At 33.0% G+C, this 18,870-nt stretch carries 11 protein-coding genes; 10 read left to right on the plus strand and 1 reads right to left on the minus strand.

Translation table 11 applies throughout. The annotated features are described in order from the left end of the window. Positions 1–7: 7 nt before the first annotated feature. The 6 genes from ACZ098_RS03095 (at position 8) to ACZ098_RS03120 (ending at position 6,568) form a co-directional block, all read left to right on the plus strand. A complete protein-coding gene (locus ACZ098_RS03095) occupies positions 8–577 on the plus strand; it encodes a cob(I)yrinic acid a,c-diamide adenosyltransferase (RefSeq protein WP_487310269.1) in 570 nt (189 codons plus the stop codon). 187 nt (positions 578–764) lie between these two features. After that, complete coding sequence (locus tag ACZ098_RS03100) at positions 765–986, plus strand: DUF2795 domain-containing protein (RefSeq protein ID WP_022828503.1); 222 nt, start codon at positions 765–767, stop codon at positions 984–986. 94 nt (positions 987–1,080) lie between these two features. Then, a complete protein-coding gene (gene secA, locus ACZ098_RS03105; protein WP_487310270.1) occupies positions 1,081–4,425 on the plus strand; it encodes a preprotein translocase subunit SecA in 3,345 nt (1,114 codons plus the stop codon). Positions 4,426–4,541: 116 nt separating this feature from the next. Next, a complete protein-coding gene (locus ACZ098_RS03110) occupies positions 4,542–4,724 on the plus strand; it encodes a hypothetical protein (protein ID WP_487310271.1) in 183 nt (60 codons plus the stop codon). A gap of 193 nt (positions 4,725–4,917) precedes the next feature. Continuing rightward, a complete protein-coding gene (locus ACZ098_RS03115; protein WP_487310272.1) occupies positions 4,918–5,661 on the plus strand; it encodes a DUF2490 domain-containing protein in 744 nt (247 codons plus the stop codon). A 4-nt stretch (positions 5,662–5,665) separates the two neighbouring features. Further along, a complete protein-coding gene (locus ACZ098_RS03120) occupies positions 5,666–6,568 on the plus strand; it encodes a sulfite exporter TauE/SafE family protein (RefSeq protein WP_487310273.1) in 903 nt (300 codons plus the stop codon). Between the two features lie 142 nt (positions 6,569–6,710). Here the strand turns inward: ACZ098_RS03120 and uvrA are convergent, their stop codons facing one another. Beyond that, a complete protein-coding gene (gene uvrA / locus ACZ098_RS03125; RefSeq protein WP_487310274.1) occupies positions 6,711–9,512 on the minus strand; it encodes an excinuclease ABC subunit UvrA in 2,802 nt (933 codons plus the stop codon). A gap of 402 nt (positions 9,513–9,914) precedes the next feature. On the opposite strand from uvrA, the gene ACZ098_RS03130 reads away from it, so the two are divergent. From ACZ098_RS03130 to ACZ098_RS03145, 4 genes are all read left to right on the plus strand, one after another. Continuing rightward, on the plus strand, positions 9,915–11,159 hold the full coding sequence (locus ACZ098_RS03130; protein ID WP_487310275.1) for a T9SS type A sorting domain-containing protein: 1,245 nt from the start codon (positions 9,915–9,917) through the stop codon (positions 11,157–11,159). A gap of 104 nt (positions 11,160–11,263) precedes the next feature. Further along, on the plus strand, positions 11,264–14,077 hold the full coding sequence (locus ACZ098_RS03135) for a helix-turn-helix and ligand-binding sensor domain-containing protein (protein WP_487310276.1): 2,814 nt from the start codon (positions 11,264–11,266) through the stop codon (positions 14,075–14,077). A gap of 252 nt (positions 14,078–14,329) precedes the next feature. Beyond that, positions 14,330–17,380 carry a SusC/RagA family TonB-linked outer membrane protein gene (locus ACZ098_RS03140; protein WP_487310277.1) on the plus strand — a complete coding sequence of 1,017 codons (3,051 nt, stop codon included), beginning with the start codon at positions 14,330–14,332 and terminating at the stop codon, positions 17,378–17,380. A 10-nt stretch (positions 17,381–17,390) separates the two neighbouring features. Further along, a complete protein-coding gene (locus ACZ098_RS03145) occupies positions 17,391–18,866 on the plus strand; it encodes a RagB/SusD family nutrient uptake outer membrane protein (protein ID WP_487310278.1) in 1,476 nt (491 codons plus the stop codon). The last annotated feature ends 4 nt before the right edge of the window (positions 18,867–18,870 follow it).

Genomic DNA, 18,870 nt, shown 5'->3' on the forward strand with positions numbered 1-18,870 from the left:
GAAAAAAATGAAAGTATATACCAAAACTGGTGACAATGGAACTACAGCACTATTTGGAGGAACAAGAGTTCCAAAAGATCACGCTAGAATAGAAAGTTATGGAACTGTCGACGAATTGAATTCGCACATAGGTTTAATTCGTGATCAAGAAATGAACCAACACTACAAAGAAATTTTAATAGAAATTCAGGATAGATTGTTTACTGTTGGCGCAATTCTGGCAACACCACCAGAAAAAGAACTATTAAAAAATGGCGAGAAACGATTGCAAAATCTCGGGATTATCGACTCAGACATCGAACTTCTAGAAAACGAAATCGATGCTATGGAAGATGCGCTTCCGCAAATGACACACTTTATACTTCCAGGCGGACACACAACTGTGTCATATTGTCACATTGCTCGCTGCGTTTGCCGTCGCGCCGAGCGTCTATCAGTACATTTAAGTCATAATGAACCTGTTCCAGATACCGCAATTAAATACCTAAACCGACTTTCTGACTACCTTTTTGTATTGGCACGAAAGTTGTCCCACGATTTAAACGCTAACGAAGTTCAATGGATTCCAAGAAAATAGAAGTCAAAATTTCAGAAGCCAGAAAAGCAGTAATGTAAGTAACGATTTTTTAGTGAAAATCTAAAATCTGTAGTCAAAAATCTGTAATCATAAAAGACGTTCTTAAACTTATTTGAAAATAAATCAAAAAAAACTTGACTTTTTCAGTAAAAAATTTATTTTTGCACAAACTAAAACCCGAAAGAAGATGTATTGGACATTAGAATTAGCATCTTATTTGAGCGATGCACCGTGGCCAGCAACCAAAGATGAACTTATTGACTATGCAATTAGAGCTGGTGCGCCACTCGAAGTAGTTGAAAACCTGCAATCTATAGAAGATGAAGGTGAAATATATGAATCAATGGAAGAAATTTGGCCAGATTATCCAACCGACGAAGATTATCTTTGGAACGAGGATGAATATTAAAAAATAGACAACCACAACAGAAAAAAGTCTCCTGAGAGGCTTTTTTTTTGTTTAAATTTACATACCGAATTAAAAATTATAAATTAACACAGTTATGAGTTTCATAAACAGCATACTTAAAGCATTTGTTGGCGATAAATCTGAGAAAGATGTAAAGTCAATTCAACCTTTGGTAACCAAAATAAAATCATTCGAAAGCACATTGTCTTCCTTATCACATGATGATTTGAGAGCAAAAACTGCCGAATTTAAAGCTAAAATTAAATCGGCAAGAGCCGAAAAAGATGCTGCCATTGCAGCTAAAAAATTGCAAGCTGAAAATACGCCAGATATAGACGATAGAGAAGAAATTTATAACGCAATTGATACTTTAGAAAAAGAAGCGTATGAAATTTCTGAAAAAGTATTGATGGATATTTTGCCAGAGGCTTTTGCTGTTGTTAAAGAAACTGCAAAACGTTTTAAAGACAACACCACAATTACTGTAACTTCAACCGAAAAAGACAGAGAACTTTCGGCTACAAAACCATACATTACTATTGTTGGTGACCAAACGAATTGGGCAAACACCTGGAATGCTGCTGGAAAAGAAATTACTTGGGATATGATTCACTACGACGTTCAGCTTATTGGCGGTATCGTATTGCATCAAGGTAAAATTTCTGAAATGCAAACGGGTGAAGGTAAAACTCTTGTGGCAACGCTTCCACTCTATTTAAATGCTTTGACAGGAAATGGCGTTCACTTGGTAACTGTGAATGATTATCTTGCACGTCGTGATAGTACTTGGAAAGCACCATTATTTGAATTTCATGGCTTAACAGTAGATTGTATTGATAACCACCAGCCTAATTCTGACGCAAGAAGAAAAGCCTACGAAGCTGATATTACCTATGGAACTAACAACGAATTTGGTTTTGATTACCTTCGTGATAATATGGCTAATGCTCCTGAAGATTTAGTTCAAAGAAAGCACAACTACGCTATAGTCGATGAGGTCGATTCGGTTTTAATTGATGATGCAAGAACACCATTAATAATTTCTGGTCCGGTTCCAGATGGCGATCGTCATGAATTTACAGAATTGAAACCAAAAATAGAAAACCTTTTCAACTTACAAAGACAGTTGGCAAACGGATTCCTAACCGAAGCCAAACGTTTAATAAAAGAAGGAAATACTAAAGATGGTGGATTTCAATTACTAAGAGCATACCGCTCTTTACCAAGAAACAAAGCATTGATTAAATTTTTAAGTGAAGAAGGAATCAAACAACTACTTCAGAAAACTGAAAATCAATACATGCAAGACAACAACCGCGAAATGCCAAAGGTAGATGAAGCGTTGTACTTTGTAATTGAAGAAAAAAACAACCAAGTGGAATTAACCGATAATGGAATTAAATTTTTATCAAAAGATACTGATGATAATTTCTTCGTTTTACCAGATATCGGAACTGAAATTGCAAATATCGAAAAGCAAAATCTTGACAAAGATGTTGAAGCAGAAGCAAAAGAAAAATTGTTTCAAGATTTCGGAATTAAGTCGGAAAGAATTCACACGCTAACGCAATTGCTAAAAGCATATACAATCTTTGAAAAAGATACCGAATATGTAATTATGGACAACAAAGTAATGATTGTCGATGAGCAAACAGGTCGTATTATGGATGGTCGCCGTTATTCTGACGGATTGCATCAAGCCATTGAAGCCAAAGAAAATGTTACAATTGAAGCTGCAACACAAACATTTGCAACTATTACGCTTCAAAATTACTTTAGAATGTACAACAAACTTGCGGGTATGACCGGAACGGCAACCACCGAAGCAAGCGAATTTTGGCAGATATACAAACTTGATGTTGTAGAAATTCCAACCAACCGGGGAATGTCGCGTCAAGATAAAGAAGATTTAATTTACCGTTCGGTTCGTGAGAAATTCAATGCCGTTATCGAAGATGTTACACAACTTTCTGCATCAGGCAGACCAGTATTAATTGGAACAACCTCGGTAGAAATTTCAGAATTACTAAGTCGAATGTTAAAAATGCGTGGTGTAACACACAATGTATTGAATGCTAAAATGCACAAGCAAGAAGCGCAAATTGTGGAAGAAGCAGGAAAATCTGGTGTAGTAACAATTGCAACCAACATGGCTGGTCGTGGAACTGATATCAAGCTTTCTCCAGAAGTAAAAGCTGCTGGTGGATTGGCAATTATTGGTACAGAACGTCACGATTCGCGTCGTGTTGACCGTCAGTTGCGAGGTCGTGCTGGTCGTCAAGGTGATCCAGGAAGTTCGCAATTTTATGTTTCATTAGAAGATAATTTAATGCGTCTTTTTGGTTCTGACAGAGTTGCCAAAGTTATGGACAGAATGGGATTGAAAGAAGGTGAAGTAATTCAGCATTCTATGATGACCAAGTCGATAGAACGTGCTCAGAAAAAAGTAGAAGAAAACAATTTCGGTACGCGTAAGCGTTTGCTAGAATATGATGATGTTATGAATGCACAACGTGAAGTAGTGTATAAACGTCGTCGTCATGCTTTGCACGGAGAACGATTGAAGTTAGACATCGCTAACATGATGTACGATACTTGCGAAGTAATTGTTGCCGATAATAAAGGAAGAAACGATTTCAAGAATTTTGAATTCGAATTAATTCGTTATTTTTCAATGACATCACCAGTTTCAGAATCTGATTTTTCTAAATTATCAGAAATGGAACTTACTGGAAAAGTATACAAAGCAGCATTACAATATTATACAGAAAAAACCGAAAGAAGTGCGCGAGAAGCTTATCCGATAGTTCAAAATGTATTTGAAAATGAAGGTAATAAATTCGAAAGAATCATTGTACCATTTTCAGATGGAATTAAAACGTTAAATGTAGTTACAAATCTTAAAAAAGCATACGAAACCAATGGTTTACAATTGGTAGCCGATTTTGAAAAGAACATTACATTAGCAATTGTTGACGAAGCTTGGAAAAAACATTTACGTAAAATGGACGAGTTGAAACAATCAGTGCAATTGGCCGTTCACGAACAAAAAGATCCTTTACTAATTTACAAATTAGAAGCATTTAAATTGTTTAGAAACATGCTTGATGGTGTAAATAAAGAAGTAATTTCGTTTCTTTTTAAAGGAGATTTGCCTCAGCAAAACACAATTCAAGAAGCTAGAGAAATTAAACAAAAAGAAAATTATACAACAAGCAAAGACGAAGTTTTAAATTCGGATGAACTGGCAGCGCAAAATCGTGAAGCAGGACAAACTCAACAACGTCAAGTTACTGAAACGATAGTTAGAGAAACACCAAAAATTAACCGAAACGACACTGTAAAAGTTCAAGAAGTTTCTTCAGGAAGAATTGAAGAAATGAAATTTAAAAAAGCAGAAAGCCTTTTGGCTAGTGGTCAATGGGTATTGGTGAATTAAAATAAACACAATTTTTATAGAAAATCCTCAATTGTAAATCAATTGGGGATTTTTTTATGATTTCAATTGACAAAAGCCATCTTGAAAATATAAATTCGTACCTTACAATAAAAATTATGAAAAAGGCACTTTGGTTTTTAATGATAATTCTATGGTTTGTTGCGTTAGCACTGTTAATTGTATCATTAACCGACTTATACCCTAATAATCCTTTTCAACGACACCGATTAGCAATTGGTTGTAGTTTCATCGTAATTTCCGAATTTAATCGGAGATTGTATGGTAAGATGTATCCTTAATTTACGTTTAAAAAAAGTATAAATTTTACTGCAAAAGCTAACATTCTTCTGAAATCTATCTCAAGAATGTTAGCTTTTATGTTTATTAAAGACATTATACTGCTATAATTCGAAAAAAGTAAATTTATTAGTCTACTAAATCGATAGACTAAATATTTTTATTTAAATTCGCATCATATTTTTATACTCATTAATGATTAGAACTTTAAAAAATTTATTTCTATTATTACTTTTATTAAATAGTATAAGTGTTAAATCGCAAAACAAACAAGTTACAAATCAGAGTTTGTATTGGATGCGCTATTATAATCAATTGAGTTTAAACGAAAATTGGACATGGCACAACGAAATAGACGAACGCCGATTTTTGATAAATAATAAGCACCAACATTTCATCATGCATTCCCGAATACATTATAAATTTTATAAAAATGCGGACGTAGCTTTAGGATTTACCTATTCGCTTCAAGAGCCACAAGAACCTTATTCGGAGTCAACTTTAACGATTCCTGAATTGAGAATTGTTCAAGAAATAAATCAAAATACTACCATTACAAGCAAATTTTCAATTCAGCACAGAATCCGAATTGACGAACGCTTTTTTAGGAAAAATGATGGTACAGAATTGCTAAAAGGTTATGATTTTAATTTCAGATTTAGATATCGTTTTCAAGCTTCATACAAGTTAATTGAATACGAAAATAAAAATACTACAACGTTAAAAATGGCAGATGAAATAATGATCAATGCTGGAAAAAATATTGTTTACAACCATTTTGATCAAAACCGAATTTACGCTGCTGTTGAACAAGGGTTATCTAAAAACACATCCGTGGAACTTGGCTATATGTATTGGTACCAACAAAGAGTATCGGGTTACCAGTTTTTCGACCGAGATATTATAAGACTAACATTTTATCATAAAATAAAAATTTAATAGAATGAATACAGAAAATTTGAAACAAATAGAGCTTTCTGAAAATCAGCAAAAATTAAGTAAAAGCCTTTGGTATATAATTCCAATCGTGCTCTTATTAAGTTTATTACTTATTGTGTTGATCAATTATCAAGATCAATTTACTTTAGAGAAAATACAAAATGGTTTAAACTCAGAATTTTTACTATTCTTACTCATAGGAATTTTTGCTCAATTGGTTGATAGCACTTTAGGAATGGGATATGGAGTTACTTCAACATCTTTTTTACTTACATTTGGAGTTAGCCCAGCAACAAGTAGTATGGGGGTTCATGTAGCCGAAATGTTTACCACTGGCGCATCAGCTATTTCTCATTATAAATTTAAAAACATCAATAAAAAATTGGTTTTGAACTTAGTTATTCCTGGTGTAATTGGATCAATTTTAGGCGCCTATCTTTTATCTGATGTTATTGATGGTAACGCAATCAAACCCTATATAGCAATTTACATGATTATTTTAGCCCTAGTAATTATTATTAAAGGTTTACGAAAAAGCATCAAAAAAAGAAAAACAAAACGTCTGGGTTCTTTAGCTTTATTTGGAGGATTTATGGATTCTGTTGGTGGTGGTGGTTGGGGACCAATTGTAACGTCAACCCTTATGGGACAAGGCAGAAATCCTAGATATACAATAGGATCGGTTAATACAGCGGAATTTGCCATTTCGTTTGCAAGCGGAATTACCTTCATACTTTTTGACGGAATTAGCGGATGGAAAGTCATTGCTGGCTTAATAATTGGAGGTGTAATTGCTGCGCCAATTGGTGCTTATTTGGTAAATAAGATTCCACGTAAATCACTTACGATTTTAATTGGAATGTTACTGATAGTTTTGAGTTTAAAAACTTTGATTAAGTATTTTTAGAGATAATAACTTTGAAATCAAAGGTTAATCAAACTCAAATATTGATCATAAAATACATCAATACTAGTTACAATACAAAGAGTAAAACGCTTTTTATAGTAACATTCCAACAGCAAAACCATTTGAAAATTAAAAGAAAAAATTATAATTTATCTTTCAAATATTTAGCTGTTACCGATTTTTTGTTTTTCACAATATCCTCTGGTGTACCTACTGCTAATAATTGACCTCCATTTTCACCTCCTTCTGGACCTAAATCTATAATCCAATCGGCACATTTTATCAAATCTAAATTGTGTTCAACCACTAAAATAGAATGTCCTTTATCAATTAAAGCATCGAATGAAGCCAATAACTTTTTAATATCATGAAAATGCAAGCCCGTAGTTGGTTCATCAAATACGAATAGTGCTTTCTCTTTAGTGTTTCCCTTTACAAGAAATGACGCAAGCTTGATGCGCTGCGCTTCACCACCAGAAAGCGTTGATGACGATTGACCTAACTGTACATAACCCAAACCTACATCTTGCAAAGGTTGTAATTTTTGCGTGATTTTAGTTTGCTTGTGTTCATTAAAAAATAAGATAGCATCATCTATGGTCATTGTCAAAATATCGTCAATATTTTTCTCTTCAAATTTGACTTCTAAAATTTCTTTCTTGAAGCGCTTTCCGCCACAAGTTTCGCATGGTAGTTCAACATCAGCCATAAAAACCATTTCAACATTGATACTACCGTCACCTTTACAGGTTTCACAACGACCGCCGTCTACATTAAACGAAAAGTGTTTTGGTAAATAACCTCTAATCTTTGATAATTTTTCTTTGGCAAACAAATCTCGAATTTCGTCGTAAGCTTTTATATAAGTCACCGGATTAGAACGTGAACTTCTTCCAATTGGATTTTGATCAACATATTCGATATGGTGAATTCTGTGATAATGACCTTGCATATCGGTAAATTGACCGGCTTTTTCGCCTACTCCTTCCAATCGTTTTTGGATGGCCGGAAATAATATTTTTTTAACCAACGTACTCTTCCCGCTTCCTGAAACTCCTGTTATTACAGTTAAACATTCAAGTGGAAAGCGAACGTCTAAATTTTGTAAATTGTTTTCTCTTGCACCAAGTATATCAATATAAGTAGACCATTTTCTTCTTGCTCTTGGCACTTTAATTTCTAAAGCTCCGTTTAAATATTGAGCTGTTAGCGAATTGGATTGTAAAATTTCTTCAAAGGTTCCTTGGGCTACTAAGTTTCCTCCATGCGTTCCTGCCTCAGGCCCAATATCTATAATCATATCGGCTTGCTTCATGATATCTTCATCGTGCTCTACTACAATGACAGTGTTTCCTAAATCACGAAGATTTTTTAATACCTCTATTAATAATTCGGTGTCTTTAGGATGCAAACCTATACTTGGCTCATCTAAAATGTACATGGATCCAACCAAGCTACTTCCTAACGAAGTGGCCAAATTAATACGTTGAGATTCTCCTCCAGAAAGCGTTGCTGAATTTCGGTTTAATGTTAAATATTCTAATCCAACATTACTTAGAAAGGCCAATCTACTATTAATTTCGATTAATAATCGCTTAGCAACAGTTGTATCGTAATCTGATAACTGTAAATCGGCGAAAAATGGAATTAACTTTTTAATAGATAAATCCACCAAATCTGAAATAGTTTTTCCTCCAACTTGAATATAATTTGCTTCGGGACGCAGACGCTTTCCTTTGCATACATTACATTTGGTTTTACCGCGGTAACGAGAAAGCATAACGCGATTTTGAATTTTATAATTTTTTTCTTCTAATTCTTTAAAAAAATCATTCAGTCCAGTAAAATAGTGATTGCCTTTCCAAATCAAATCTTTTTGCGAGTCGGTCAATTCAAAATAAGGTTTGTGAATTGGAAAGTCAAATTTATACGCTTTGTTAACCAATTCATCTCGATACCAACCCATACTTTCTCCACGCCAAGGAAATATTGCATTTTCGAAGATTGATAAAGCTGTATTTGGAATTACTAAATCTTCATCTATTCCGATAATATTTCCATATCCTTCACAAGTAGGGCACGCACCATAAGGATTATTGAAACTAAAAAGATGCACATTAGGCTCTAGAAAGGTCATTCCATCTAACTCAAAATTAGAACTAAATTCCAACCGATTATTAGAACCAATTTCCTGAAGATAACATTCACCTTTACCCTCAAAAAAAGCAGTTTGTACCGCATCAGATAATCGATTATAAAAATCTTCATTATCAATAGTATCTTCACTAATCACTATTCTATCAATTATTAGCAAAGTATTTTTCAATGTCGGCTTTACTTCATCCAAAGAATCTAAACGCACCATTATATTATCAACAAGAATTCTAGCAAAACCTTGCTGTAAAAGTACTTTGAGCTTATCTTCAAACTTCCTTCCTTTTTCTAAATATATTGGAGCAAGAAGCAACCATTTACTCCCTAATTCAAATGATTTAACTTTGGTGACAACATCTGTAACGGTATCTTTTTTAACCTGATTACCAGAAACTGGTGAAATTGTTTTACCAATTCGAGCAAAAAGAAGTTTTAGATAATCATAAATTTCGGTAGAAGTTCCAACGGTTGACCTAGCATTAGTGGTATTCACTTTTTGCTCGATAGCAATAGCCGGAGCAATACCTTTAATGTATTCAACTTTGGGTTTATCTAGTCTTCCAAGAAACTGACGCGCATAAGAAGACAAACTTTCCACATACCTGCGTTGACCTTCAGCATATAAAGTATCAAAGGCAAGCGATGATTTTCCAGAACCTGATAAGCCAGTTATGACAACCAACTTATTTCTTGGAATTGCAACATCCAAATCCTTCAGATTATGAATTGCTGCACCTTTAATTAAAATATTCTTTTTAGGCTCGAGAGTCGATATATCTTTAGTAATCATAATGTTTTTTTGCTAAAGACAAAGATAATCAATTCTACTATGAGAAATTGTACATAAAAAGGCGTTTGAACAATATTTTTTAAGAAAAATACAATTCTTAATTTACTATTTTTTGATACTATTTTTTAACAATCATCAACCATATATGTTATAATTTTATAAAATTGATTTTAAAAACTATTGCGATTTGTTAATAGAATTGAAAATTACCTATACATTACCTCTACAAGTAATTCTCAGAAGCAAATAACTCACACATGAAAAAAAAGAAAGAATCATTGAAAATGCCTTATTTCAATCGATTTAGCTTCATTTTAGTTTGTATAGTTTTTATATAGTTAAACAAAAAACTAATACATAATTGTTGTTTTAAATTTGATAATCAACTAAATCTATTTTATTATGAAAAAAATTACTCTTTTTATTAGTTTAATGGCAGCATCATTTGGGTTTTCCCAGACACTGCCTTTTAACTTTAGCACTGCCAATCAATTGATGACTGGAGACGGATGTGTAACATCACTAACAACCGATGCTGGTGACGCGGTAATGCAAGTAATTGGAGGCGGTCAGCCTTTTGACAATGCACAAATTGTTCTTGCACAAAACGTAAATTTATCAAACGATGCTAACAACACCATTACTTTCAGAATTAAACCAGTAAATGGTACGGGAAGTGGAAGTCATTTACTTAAATTTGAAAACGGAGTTGGCGGACCAGTAAATACTGAATTACCTTTTACAACTACTGGAACAGCTTGGCAAAACATCACCATAAATTTTGGAGCTGGTTTAGGAAACTACCCAAAAATGGTAATCTTTACAGACTTTAATAATTCTTCGGTAGATACTTATTTAATTGATGACATTGCTGGCGGAACAAACATTGCTCCACCACCACCATTACCAACACCATCTGGACCAGCGCCTGTTCCTACAATTGCAGCTTCTCAGGTAATTAGTATGTATGGTGAAACATATCCTAACACTTTTCAATATTCATTTGGAAGTGTAGCTGGAGAACCAGATTTAGATCCTTCTGCCAATACTAATCTAGCGTTACAATTCAATTTTAACGTTGCAGGTTTTGGTGCTGGTTATGCACAAACAAATGTTTCGACTATGCAATTTGTACATTTTGACTATTGGACAACTAATGCTACAACTTTTAGTTTGTATTTAATTTCTAACTCTCCAGTGACTGAAAAAATTTATACCATTTCAGTAAACGAACCTATTGTTTTAAATACTTGGAAAAGTGTAAACATTCCACTATCATTTTTTACAAACCAAGGGTTTAATCCTGCAACGTGGTTTCAATATAAATTTGACGTTCCTACCGGAATCACACCAGGTACAGTTTACATTGATAATGTGTATTTTACTAGCGCACCGCTTAGTGTAAGTAATTTTGATACAACTAAATTTAAAGTATATCCAAATCCAGCTACAAACGAATTGACTATCGAAAATTCAGATTCAATTTCGGGAATTTCTATTTTTAATACGTTAGGACAAGAAGTTTTAACAAGATCTTCAAGCGCTTCAGTTGAAACTTTTTCTATAGCTAACTTACAAAATGGTGTTTATATTGTAAAAGTTAGCACAGCAGGTAATACTTATTCTCAACGCTTTATAAAAAAATAATTTTATACTATTTTTATTAATAAAACACGTTCATATTTGGACGTGTTTTTTTGTGCTATTTTTTAGAAAATTATAGTATATTTAACGTTTAAAAATTAAAAAAATTGTCAAAATATATCACTTCATTTCTCTGTCTATTCTTTTTAATTGGTTTTTCGCAAGAATTACCTCCAATAGTGAAATATCCTTCATCTACTTATGGTGCTGGAAATCAGAATTGGATGATTTCTCAAGACAAGAACAATTTTATTTTTTTCGCCAACAATGAAGGACTTTTAGAATATAATGGTTCAAATTGGACATTATATCCTTCACCAAACGAAACGATAATTCGATCGGTGAAAGTAATTGAAAATAAGATTTACACAGGATGTTACATGGAGTTTGGCTACTGGAGCAGGCTTGCAAATAATAAACTAAAATACACTTCACTAAGTAAACTTATAAAAACAAAAATTCAAGATGACGAACAATTTTGGAACATACTGCATTACGAACAATGGGTAGTATTTCAATCGCTCAGCAGGATATTTATTTATGATACTAAAGCAAAAACTTTCAAAATAATAACACCAAAAAATACTATTTTAAAATCATACAGTACTGCAAATGCTATTTATTTCCAAACTGTAAATGGCGGCTTATATGAAATTGAGAACGGAAATAGCAAACTAGTATCGGATAATCTGGTCATAAGGTCAAATAAAATAGTTAATGTTTTTCCAATTGATGAAGGACTTTTATTACAAACACAGCTTAATGGATTTTATAAATTAATTCAAAATACTATTACAAAATTCACTACCGATGCAGATGCTCAAATCGCAGCAAGTAGTATTTATAGCAGCCAATTATTATCAGATGGTAGCTTTGCCTTGGGAACTGTATCAAACGGAATATTTATCTTATCCAATGATGGAAAACTAAAATACCATATTACTCAAAACAAAGGTTTAAGTAACAACACAGCTTTATCTTTATTTGAAGATGTCGATAAGAATTTATGGATCGGCTTGGACAATGGCATCAACTGCATCAATCTTCAATCGCCTGTAAAAACTTTTTCTGACGATACGGGAATACTTGGAACAGTTTACGCCTCAAAACTTTACCAAGGAAAATTATATATTGGAACCAATCAGGGATTGTTTTTCAAAAATTATTTAAGTTCGGATTCCTTTCAACTAATTGCTGGAACTAAAGGTCAAGTTTGGTCGTTATTTGAGTACAATGGATCACTATTTTGTGGACACGACTCAGGAACCTTCGTAGTTTCAAATAATGTTGCCAAAAATATTTTTAACAATTCTGGTACGTGGAAATTTGAATCGATTCCAAATAAACCTAATCTACTTTTACAAGGAAATTATGACGGAATATCCGTATTAGAAAAAGTAAATAATCAGTGGATTTATCGTAATAAAATATCAGGTTTCAACTATTCGTCTAAATATTTTGAACTTTCAAATTATAACGAAATTTATGTAAGTCACGAATACAAAGGAATTTATAGTTTTAAAGTTGATGCGTCTTTTTTAAAAGCATCTGCGGTAAAAACATTTGCTGCACCAACTAAAGGAAAGAATGCTAGTTTAACAAAGTTCAACAACAACATTTATTATGCTTATAAAGAAGGTATTTTTAAGCTAAATCAAAAGTCAAAAAAGTTCGAAAAAGACATGCAATTGAGCGCCATTTTTGAAAAAGACGAATACACCTCAGGTAAATTAATAGTTGATGATTCTAATAAAATCTGGATTTTTTCTAAAAATTACCTAAACTATTTTACGCAGAGCAAATTAAGTTATCAACTTAAAGCCAACCCTATCCCTATTCCCTCTTCATTAACAAACTCTATGTTGGGTTATGAAAATATCACACAACTATCCAACTCTGTATATTTAATTGGCACTACCGATGGTTATTACACGATTAACATTAATGATTTGAGCTTTAAAAACTACAGCGTATCGATAGCTAATGTTTCTGTAAACAAACTAAACGAAAAATATTCAGACTTTTCAATCAATTCGGAAGGCGAATTTAAATACGACCAAAATAATATAACAATTAATTATACTGTACCAGAATATAACAAATATATAAATTCTGAATATCAGTATTTACTTGAAGATGTACAAAATGAATGGAGCGATTGGAACGCAAGATCATCGGTAAATTTCAAAAATCTAGCGCCAGGCGATTATGTTTTTAAAGTACGAGCCAAAGTTGCTAACTCAGCGCCAGAAAATAGTGCAGTGTACAAGTTCACAATATTAAAACCTTGGTATTCTACTAACTTTGCGATAATTATTTATTTAATCTTAGCTTTAATAGCCGCATATTATATAAATGAGACCTATAAAAAGTTTTATTTAAAACAAGAACAAAAATTAATAGAAGAGAACAATTTACTTCTTGAAATTAAAGAATTAGAAACTGAACAACAACTTATGAAACTTCGTAATGAGCAACTTTCACAAGATGTTGATACTAAAAACAGAGAGCTTGCTGTTTCAACTATGAGTTTGATTAAGAAAAATGAGCTTTTATCACTTATTAAAGAAGATTTGAAAAAGACTTCAGACGATTCTTCTACAAATAAGAATATTAATATAAAATCTGTTATATCGACCATCAGTAAAAACATTTCCGAAGAAGATACTTGGAATGTATTTAAAGAAGCATTCGATAATGCTGATAAAGACTTTTTAAAGAAAATAAAAGCTGCTCATCCATTATTAACTCCAAACGATTTGCGATTGTGTGCTTACTTAAGATTAAACCTATCTTCTAAAGAAATTGCCCCATTGTTAAATATTTCTGTAAGAAGTATCGAAATTAAACGATATCGTTTGCGTAAAAAAATGGAATTACCTCACGAAAAAGGACTTGTTGAGTACATTTTATCGATATAAATTGATGTATTATTTCTAAATTTACCTATACAATACCTCAACAACATCGTTTGCGAAAGCCTTATTCTACATTTAAATCTACTGTTTTGTGTTAATTTAAGTTATCATAATATCTTGTTAATACTGACAGTTTTTAGCAATAATGAAAAAAATGACGCCTTTTTTTAAATTGTATGTTTTTTGTTGTAGTTAATTTTTACAAAAGTCACCATCTAAAAATTAATTTTATGGTTCTAAAAAATCTAACTAATTATGAAAAACAATTTTCTCGTATTAACCTTATTTCTAATCTCCGCATTAGGTTTTGCACAAACCTATGAAGTAAAAGGAAAAGTGGTTGATTCTAAATCTAATTTTCCATTACCAAGTGTAAACATCAATGTCGTCAATGCTACCCAAAGTGCTAGCACAGATATTGATGGGAATTTTAAAATTTCAAATATTGAATCTGGATCGACACTAGTTTTTTCTTATGTAGGTTATAAAGATTACCGTGTAAAAGTCACAAAAAACGAAACCATCAGCATTTCATTACAAGAAGATGCAAACACACTTGAAGAAGTTGTTGTAATAGGATATGGTAGCAAAAAGAAAAGAGATGTTTCTGGAGCTATCAGCCTAGTATCAAGTAAAACCATTGACCAAATCCAACCAGTTAAGGTGGAACAAGCCTTACAAGGTACAGTTGCAGGTGTAACCGTAACCGGTTCGGGTGGAGCACCAGGTGCTGGATTTAATATCCGTATTAGAGGTGTATCATCAAATGGTGATAACAGACCGTTAATTTTAATTGATGGATATATAGGTAACTTAGATTTGTTAAATCCTAGCGATGTGGAAAGCATTACAGTACTTAAAGATGCTCAGGCAGGAATATATGGAACCGCTGGTGCAAATGGTGTGATTTTAGTTAAGACCAAAAATGGTCAAAAAAACAGCAAGACTAAAGTATCTTATAATACCTATACAGGCGTTCAAGAAACTAGTCGAAAAATGAAGTTGTTAAACGCTACCGAATATGCATTGCTACTAAACGAGAGCTATGCTAATGGTGGACAAGCATTACCTTTTCCTAATGCATCTGGTTTAGGCAAAGGAACCGATTGGCAAGACGAAGTTTTTTCATCAGCTCCTATTAGAAATCATGATTTTTCAATTTCTGGAGGATCAGATAAAATAACGTATGCGCTTAGCGCTTCTGATTTAACTCAACAAGGAATCGTAGGAGGTAGTAAATCAGATTTCAAGAGAAACACAGCTAGCCTATCACTTGGAATTGATTTGTCAAGTAAATTTAAGTTATCGTCAAACTTTATTTACACTTTTGTAGATAGAGACGCTTTAAATGAAGGTGGTTTAGGATCTGTGCTATTTAATGCTTTAAATGTTCCTTCTACAATACCTGTAAATGATGCTAACGGCGATTATTCTTTAGTTCCAAGCACAACTGGATTTGGTATTGAAATAATAAATCCTTTAGCTCAAATTGACAATACATTCAACGATTACAAGCTTAAAAAATTGAATGGTGGTTTAACGTTAGATTACGATGTTATTACAAATTTAAAACTAACTGGTCGAATTGGATTCAATACTGCGAACTCAAATTCGAAATCATTTGCAAAACAAGTTAGTTATGGTGGTAAAGTATTTGACGTAACAAGAAGTAGTGTGTCGCAAAACAAGGTAAATGATAACGACTATACATTCGATTTGTATGGTACCTACCAAAAGAAATTTTTTACCAATCATGATGTAAAGGTAACTGTTGGTACTACAATATTTAATTCGTTTGGTTCGGGATTGTTTGCTACCGGTTATGATGTTCCTAACAATTCTTGGGAAAATGCAGACATTAGTTTAGCATTAGGTACAAGCTTAACTGGTGGTAGAGATGTTGGCTCTTACGAGTATGATTTTAGAAGATTGTCACACTTTGGAAGATTAGAATACGATTTTAAAGGAAAATATTTGTTTTCAGCGATGCTACGACGTGATGTTTCCCTTAGATTTGGCCCAGACAATCGTGTAGGAGTTTTTCCTTCGGCAACAGCAGCTTGGATTATCTCTGACGAAGGATTCTTTAAAAAAGACAGTTTTATTAATTTTTTAAAGTTTAGAACTAGTTACGGTTTGTTAGGAAACGATTTAATCCAGGACTACAGATATCGTGGATTATTAAATGGAGAGGCTACTTATGTATTCAATGGTACTTTGGTGAACGGTACAGCAATTGGTGTACTTCCAAATCCTGCAATAAAATGGGAAGCTGACGAAAAGTTCAATGCTGGTTTGGACATTAAATTATTTAATAAAAAAGTTGATGTTACCGTAGATGCTTTTAAAAACACAAGAAAGGATTTATTAGTACCTAATGCTCCAGTTTCAGGTATTACAGGCGTATATGCTCCAGGTTCTGGATCACCAACTATTAATGCAGGAACAGTAAGAAATCAAGGATTAGAATTTTCAATCAATTATGCTGACAAAATTTCAAAAGACTTGACATTCAGTCTTGGTTATAATATTTCGACTATCGACAACGAAGTTCTAGAAGTAAAAAACAGTACTGGAATATTAGAAGGAGGTGCTTTTGGCATCGGTCAACTTGCACCAGCAAGAATGCAAGCTGGTTACAGTATCGGATATTTTTACGGATTGCAAGCAGATGGCATTTTCCAAAATCAAGCCGAAGTTGACGCACATCCAACGCAAAGTAGCTTAGTTGGAACTCCATCAAGCGTGGGAGATATTAGATTTAAGGACATTAACAAGGATGGTAAAATTGATTTTAACGATAGAACTGATATTGGAGATCCAATTGCTGATATTACAATGGGATTCAATTTTAGCTTAAACTATAAAAGCTTCGATTTAGTAGCGTACTCTTATGCTTCATTAGGAAATGATATGGTAAGAAATTACGAAAGAAATGTACCCAACGCAAACCGTTTAAATTATGTTCTTGACAGATGGACTGGTGAAGGTACAAGTAATACAGTTCCAAGAGTTACAACTGGTGCAACTAACAATAATTTATTCTCAAGCTATTTTGTGGAAGATGCTTCATTTTTGAGAATACAAACTGTTACCTTAGGTTATACTTTAAACAAAAAAGTTTCAGAAAAAATAGGTATTTCTAAATTCAGATTGTACACAACAGTAAATAATTTATACACATTTACAAAATATAGAGGTTTTGACCCAACTGCAAATGATGGAAACCCTGTTGGTGGAGGAATTGATTACGGATTCTATCCTGCTCCAAAAACATTTTTAGTAGGAATGAACTTAAACTTTTAAAAAATACAAAATGAAAAAAAATATTTTAAAAACCTTATTTGTTGTTGTATTTTTAACAACAGTCTCTACATCATGTGACGATTCATTTATCGATGATGCCAAACTATATAGTATTGATAGCGAAACCTACTTTAACAATGAAGCTGAATACAATCAGGCGCTTATTGCAGCTTACGATTTATTACAGTCTTCCTATGTAAATGTTTTATTAGGCGAAATTGCATCAGACAATACGGCCTCTGGTGGCGAAAGTGCTAATGACGTTATCGGCTTTCAACAGGTTGATGATATGACACATACTTCGGTTAACAGTAACATCAGAGATTTATGGAACTTCATGTTTGCTGGAGTTAATAGAGCAGCATACATATTAGAATTTAAAGATAAAACTGATTTTGACGGTAAAGATCAAATTATCGCGGAAGCAAGATTTTTAAAAGCATACTACAATTTTGAATTAGTAAAATGGTTTGGAGCAATTCCGTTAAAAGGTGATGCTCGTTTTAAATTAAATGATGAAAAAACGATTCCACGTTCTCCAGTTGAAGACGTGTATGCATCAATTGAAGCTGATTTAATTTTTGCCGTAGAAAATTTAGCAGCTACAGCACCTCAAACTGGTAGAGCTACTAAAGGTGCAGCACAAGCATTACTTGGAAAAGTATATTTATATCAAAATAAATTTGCTAGTGCAGCAACAGTATTAGATCAATTAATTACATCAAACTCTTATAGTTTAGTTTCTAATTACAATACTATTTTTGAAAATAATGGAGAAAATGGACCTGAATCTGTATTTGAAGTACAATATTCTGATGGTGAAGGTGCTGGATTTGGATGTCTTCAGTGTAGCGAAGGTAACGTAGCAGTGGGTTTTAATGGAGTTAGAAACTATTCTGGACCACTTTTCGATTCAGGTTTCAGTTTTAACGTTCCAACACAAGAAGCTGTAGATGCTTTTGAAGTTGGTGATAATAGAAAAGCTGTCGCTATTTTAGACATTGTAGCATGGGCAGCAGCAAATAATGCTACCTATGGTATTGGTTACAAACACACTGGATATTTTAACAGAAAGTATATACCAAGACAAGGAGATCAAAATCTTGGTGATCAAAACCTTACAAACCCAAATAACTATAGAGCAATTCGATACGCAGATGTATTACTAATGGCTGCAGAAGCTTTTAACCGTGGTGGTATTGATGATAATAAAGCTAGAACTTATTTGAACTTAGTAAGACAAAGAGCATTTGGAGATAACAACCACAATATTTCTGCATCTGGTGCTGCTTTAACCGATTTTATTTACGCTGAAAGAAGAACCGAACTTGTTGGAGAAGGACACCGTTTCTTCGACCTTGTTAGAACAGGAAGAGCTGCACAAGAAATAACAGGTTTTACAGCAAATAAAAATGAACTTTTCCCAATTCCATTTGAAGAAATTCAATTTTCTAATGGTAATTGGCAACAAAACACAGGCTATTAAAAAA

The organism is Flavobacterium sp. SP2 (genome assembly GCF_057626655.1).

Excerpts from the sequence above, each read along its gene's own strand:
- ACZ098_RS03095 (WP_487310269.1), top strand. The coding sequence starts at position 8 with ATGAAAGTATATACCAAAACTGGTGACAATGGAACTACAGCACTATTT.
- ACZ098_RS03100 (WP_022828503.1), top strand. The coding sequence starts at position 765 with ATGTATTGGACATTAGAATTAGCATCTTATTTGAGCGATGCACCGTGG.
- secA (WP_487310270.1), top strand. The coding sequence starts at position 1,081 with ATGAGTTTCATAAACAGCATACTTAAAGCATTTGTTGGCGATAAATCT.
- ACZ098_RS03110 (WP_487310271.1), top strand. The coding sequence starts at position 4,542 with ATGAAAAAGGCACTTTGGTTTTTAATGATAATTCTATGGTTTGTTGCG.
- ACZ098_RS03115 (WP_487310272.1), top strand. The coding sequence starts at position 4,918 with ATGATTAGAACTTTAAAAAATTTATTTCTATTATTACTTTTATTAAAT.
- ACZ098_RS03120 (WP_487310273.1), top strand. The coding sequence starts at position 5,666 with ATGAATACAGAAAATTTGAAACAAATAGAGCTTTCTGAAAATCAGCAA.
- uvrA (WP_487310274.1), bottom strand. The coding sequence starts at position 9,512 with ATGATTACTAAAGATATATCGACTCTCGAGCCTAAAAAGAATATTTTA.
- ACZ098_RS03130 (WP_487310275.1), top strand. The coding sequence starts at position 9,915 with ATGAAAAAAATTACTCTTTTTATTAGTTTAATGGCAGCATCATTTGGG.
- ACZ098_RS03140 (WP_487310277.1), top strand. The coding sequence starts at position 14,330 with ATGAAAAACAATTTTCTCGTATTAACCTTATTTCTAATCTCCGCATTA.
- ACZ098_RS03145 (WP_487310278.1), top strand. The coding sequence starts at position 17,391 with ATGAAAAAAAATATTTTAAAAACCTTATTTGTTGTTGTATTTTTAACA.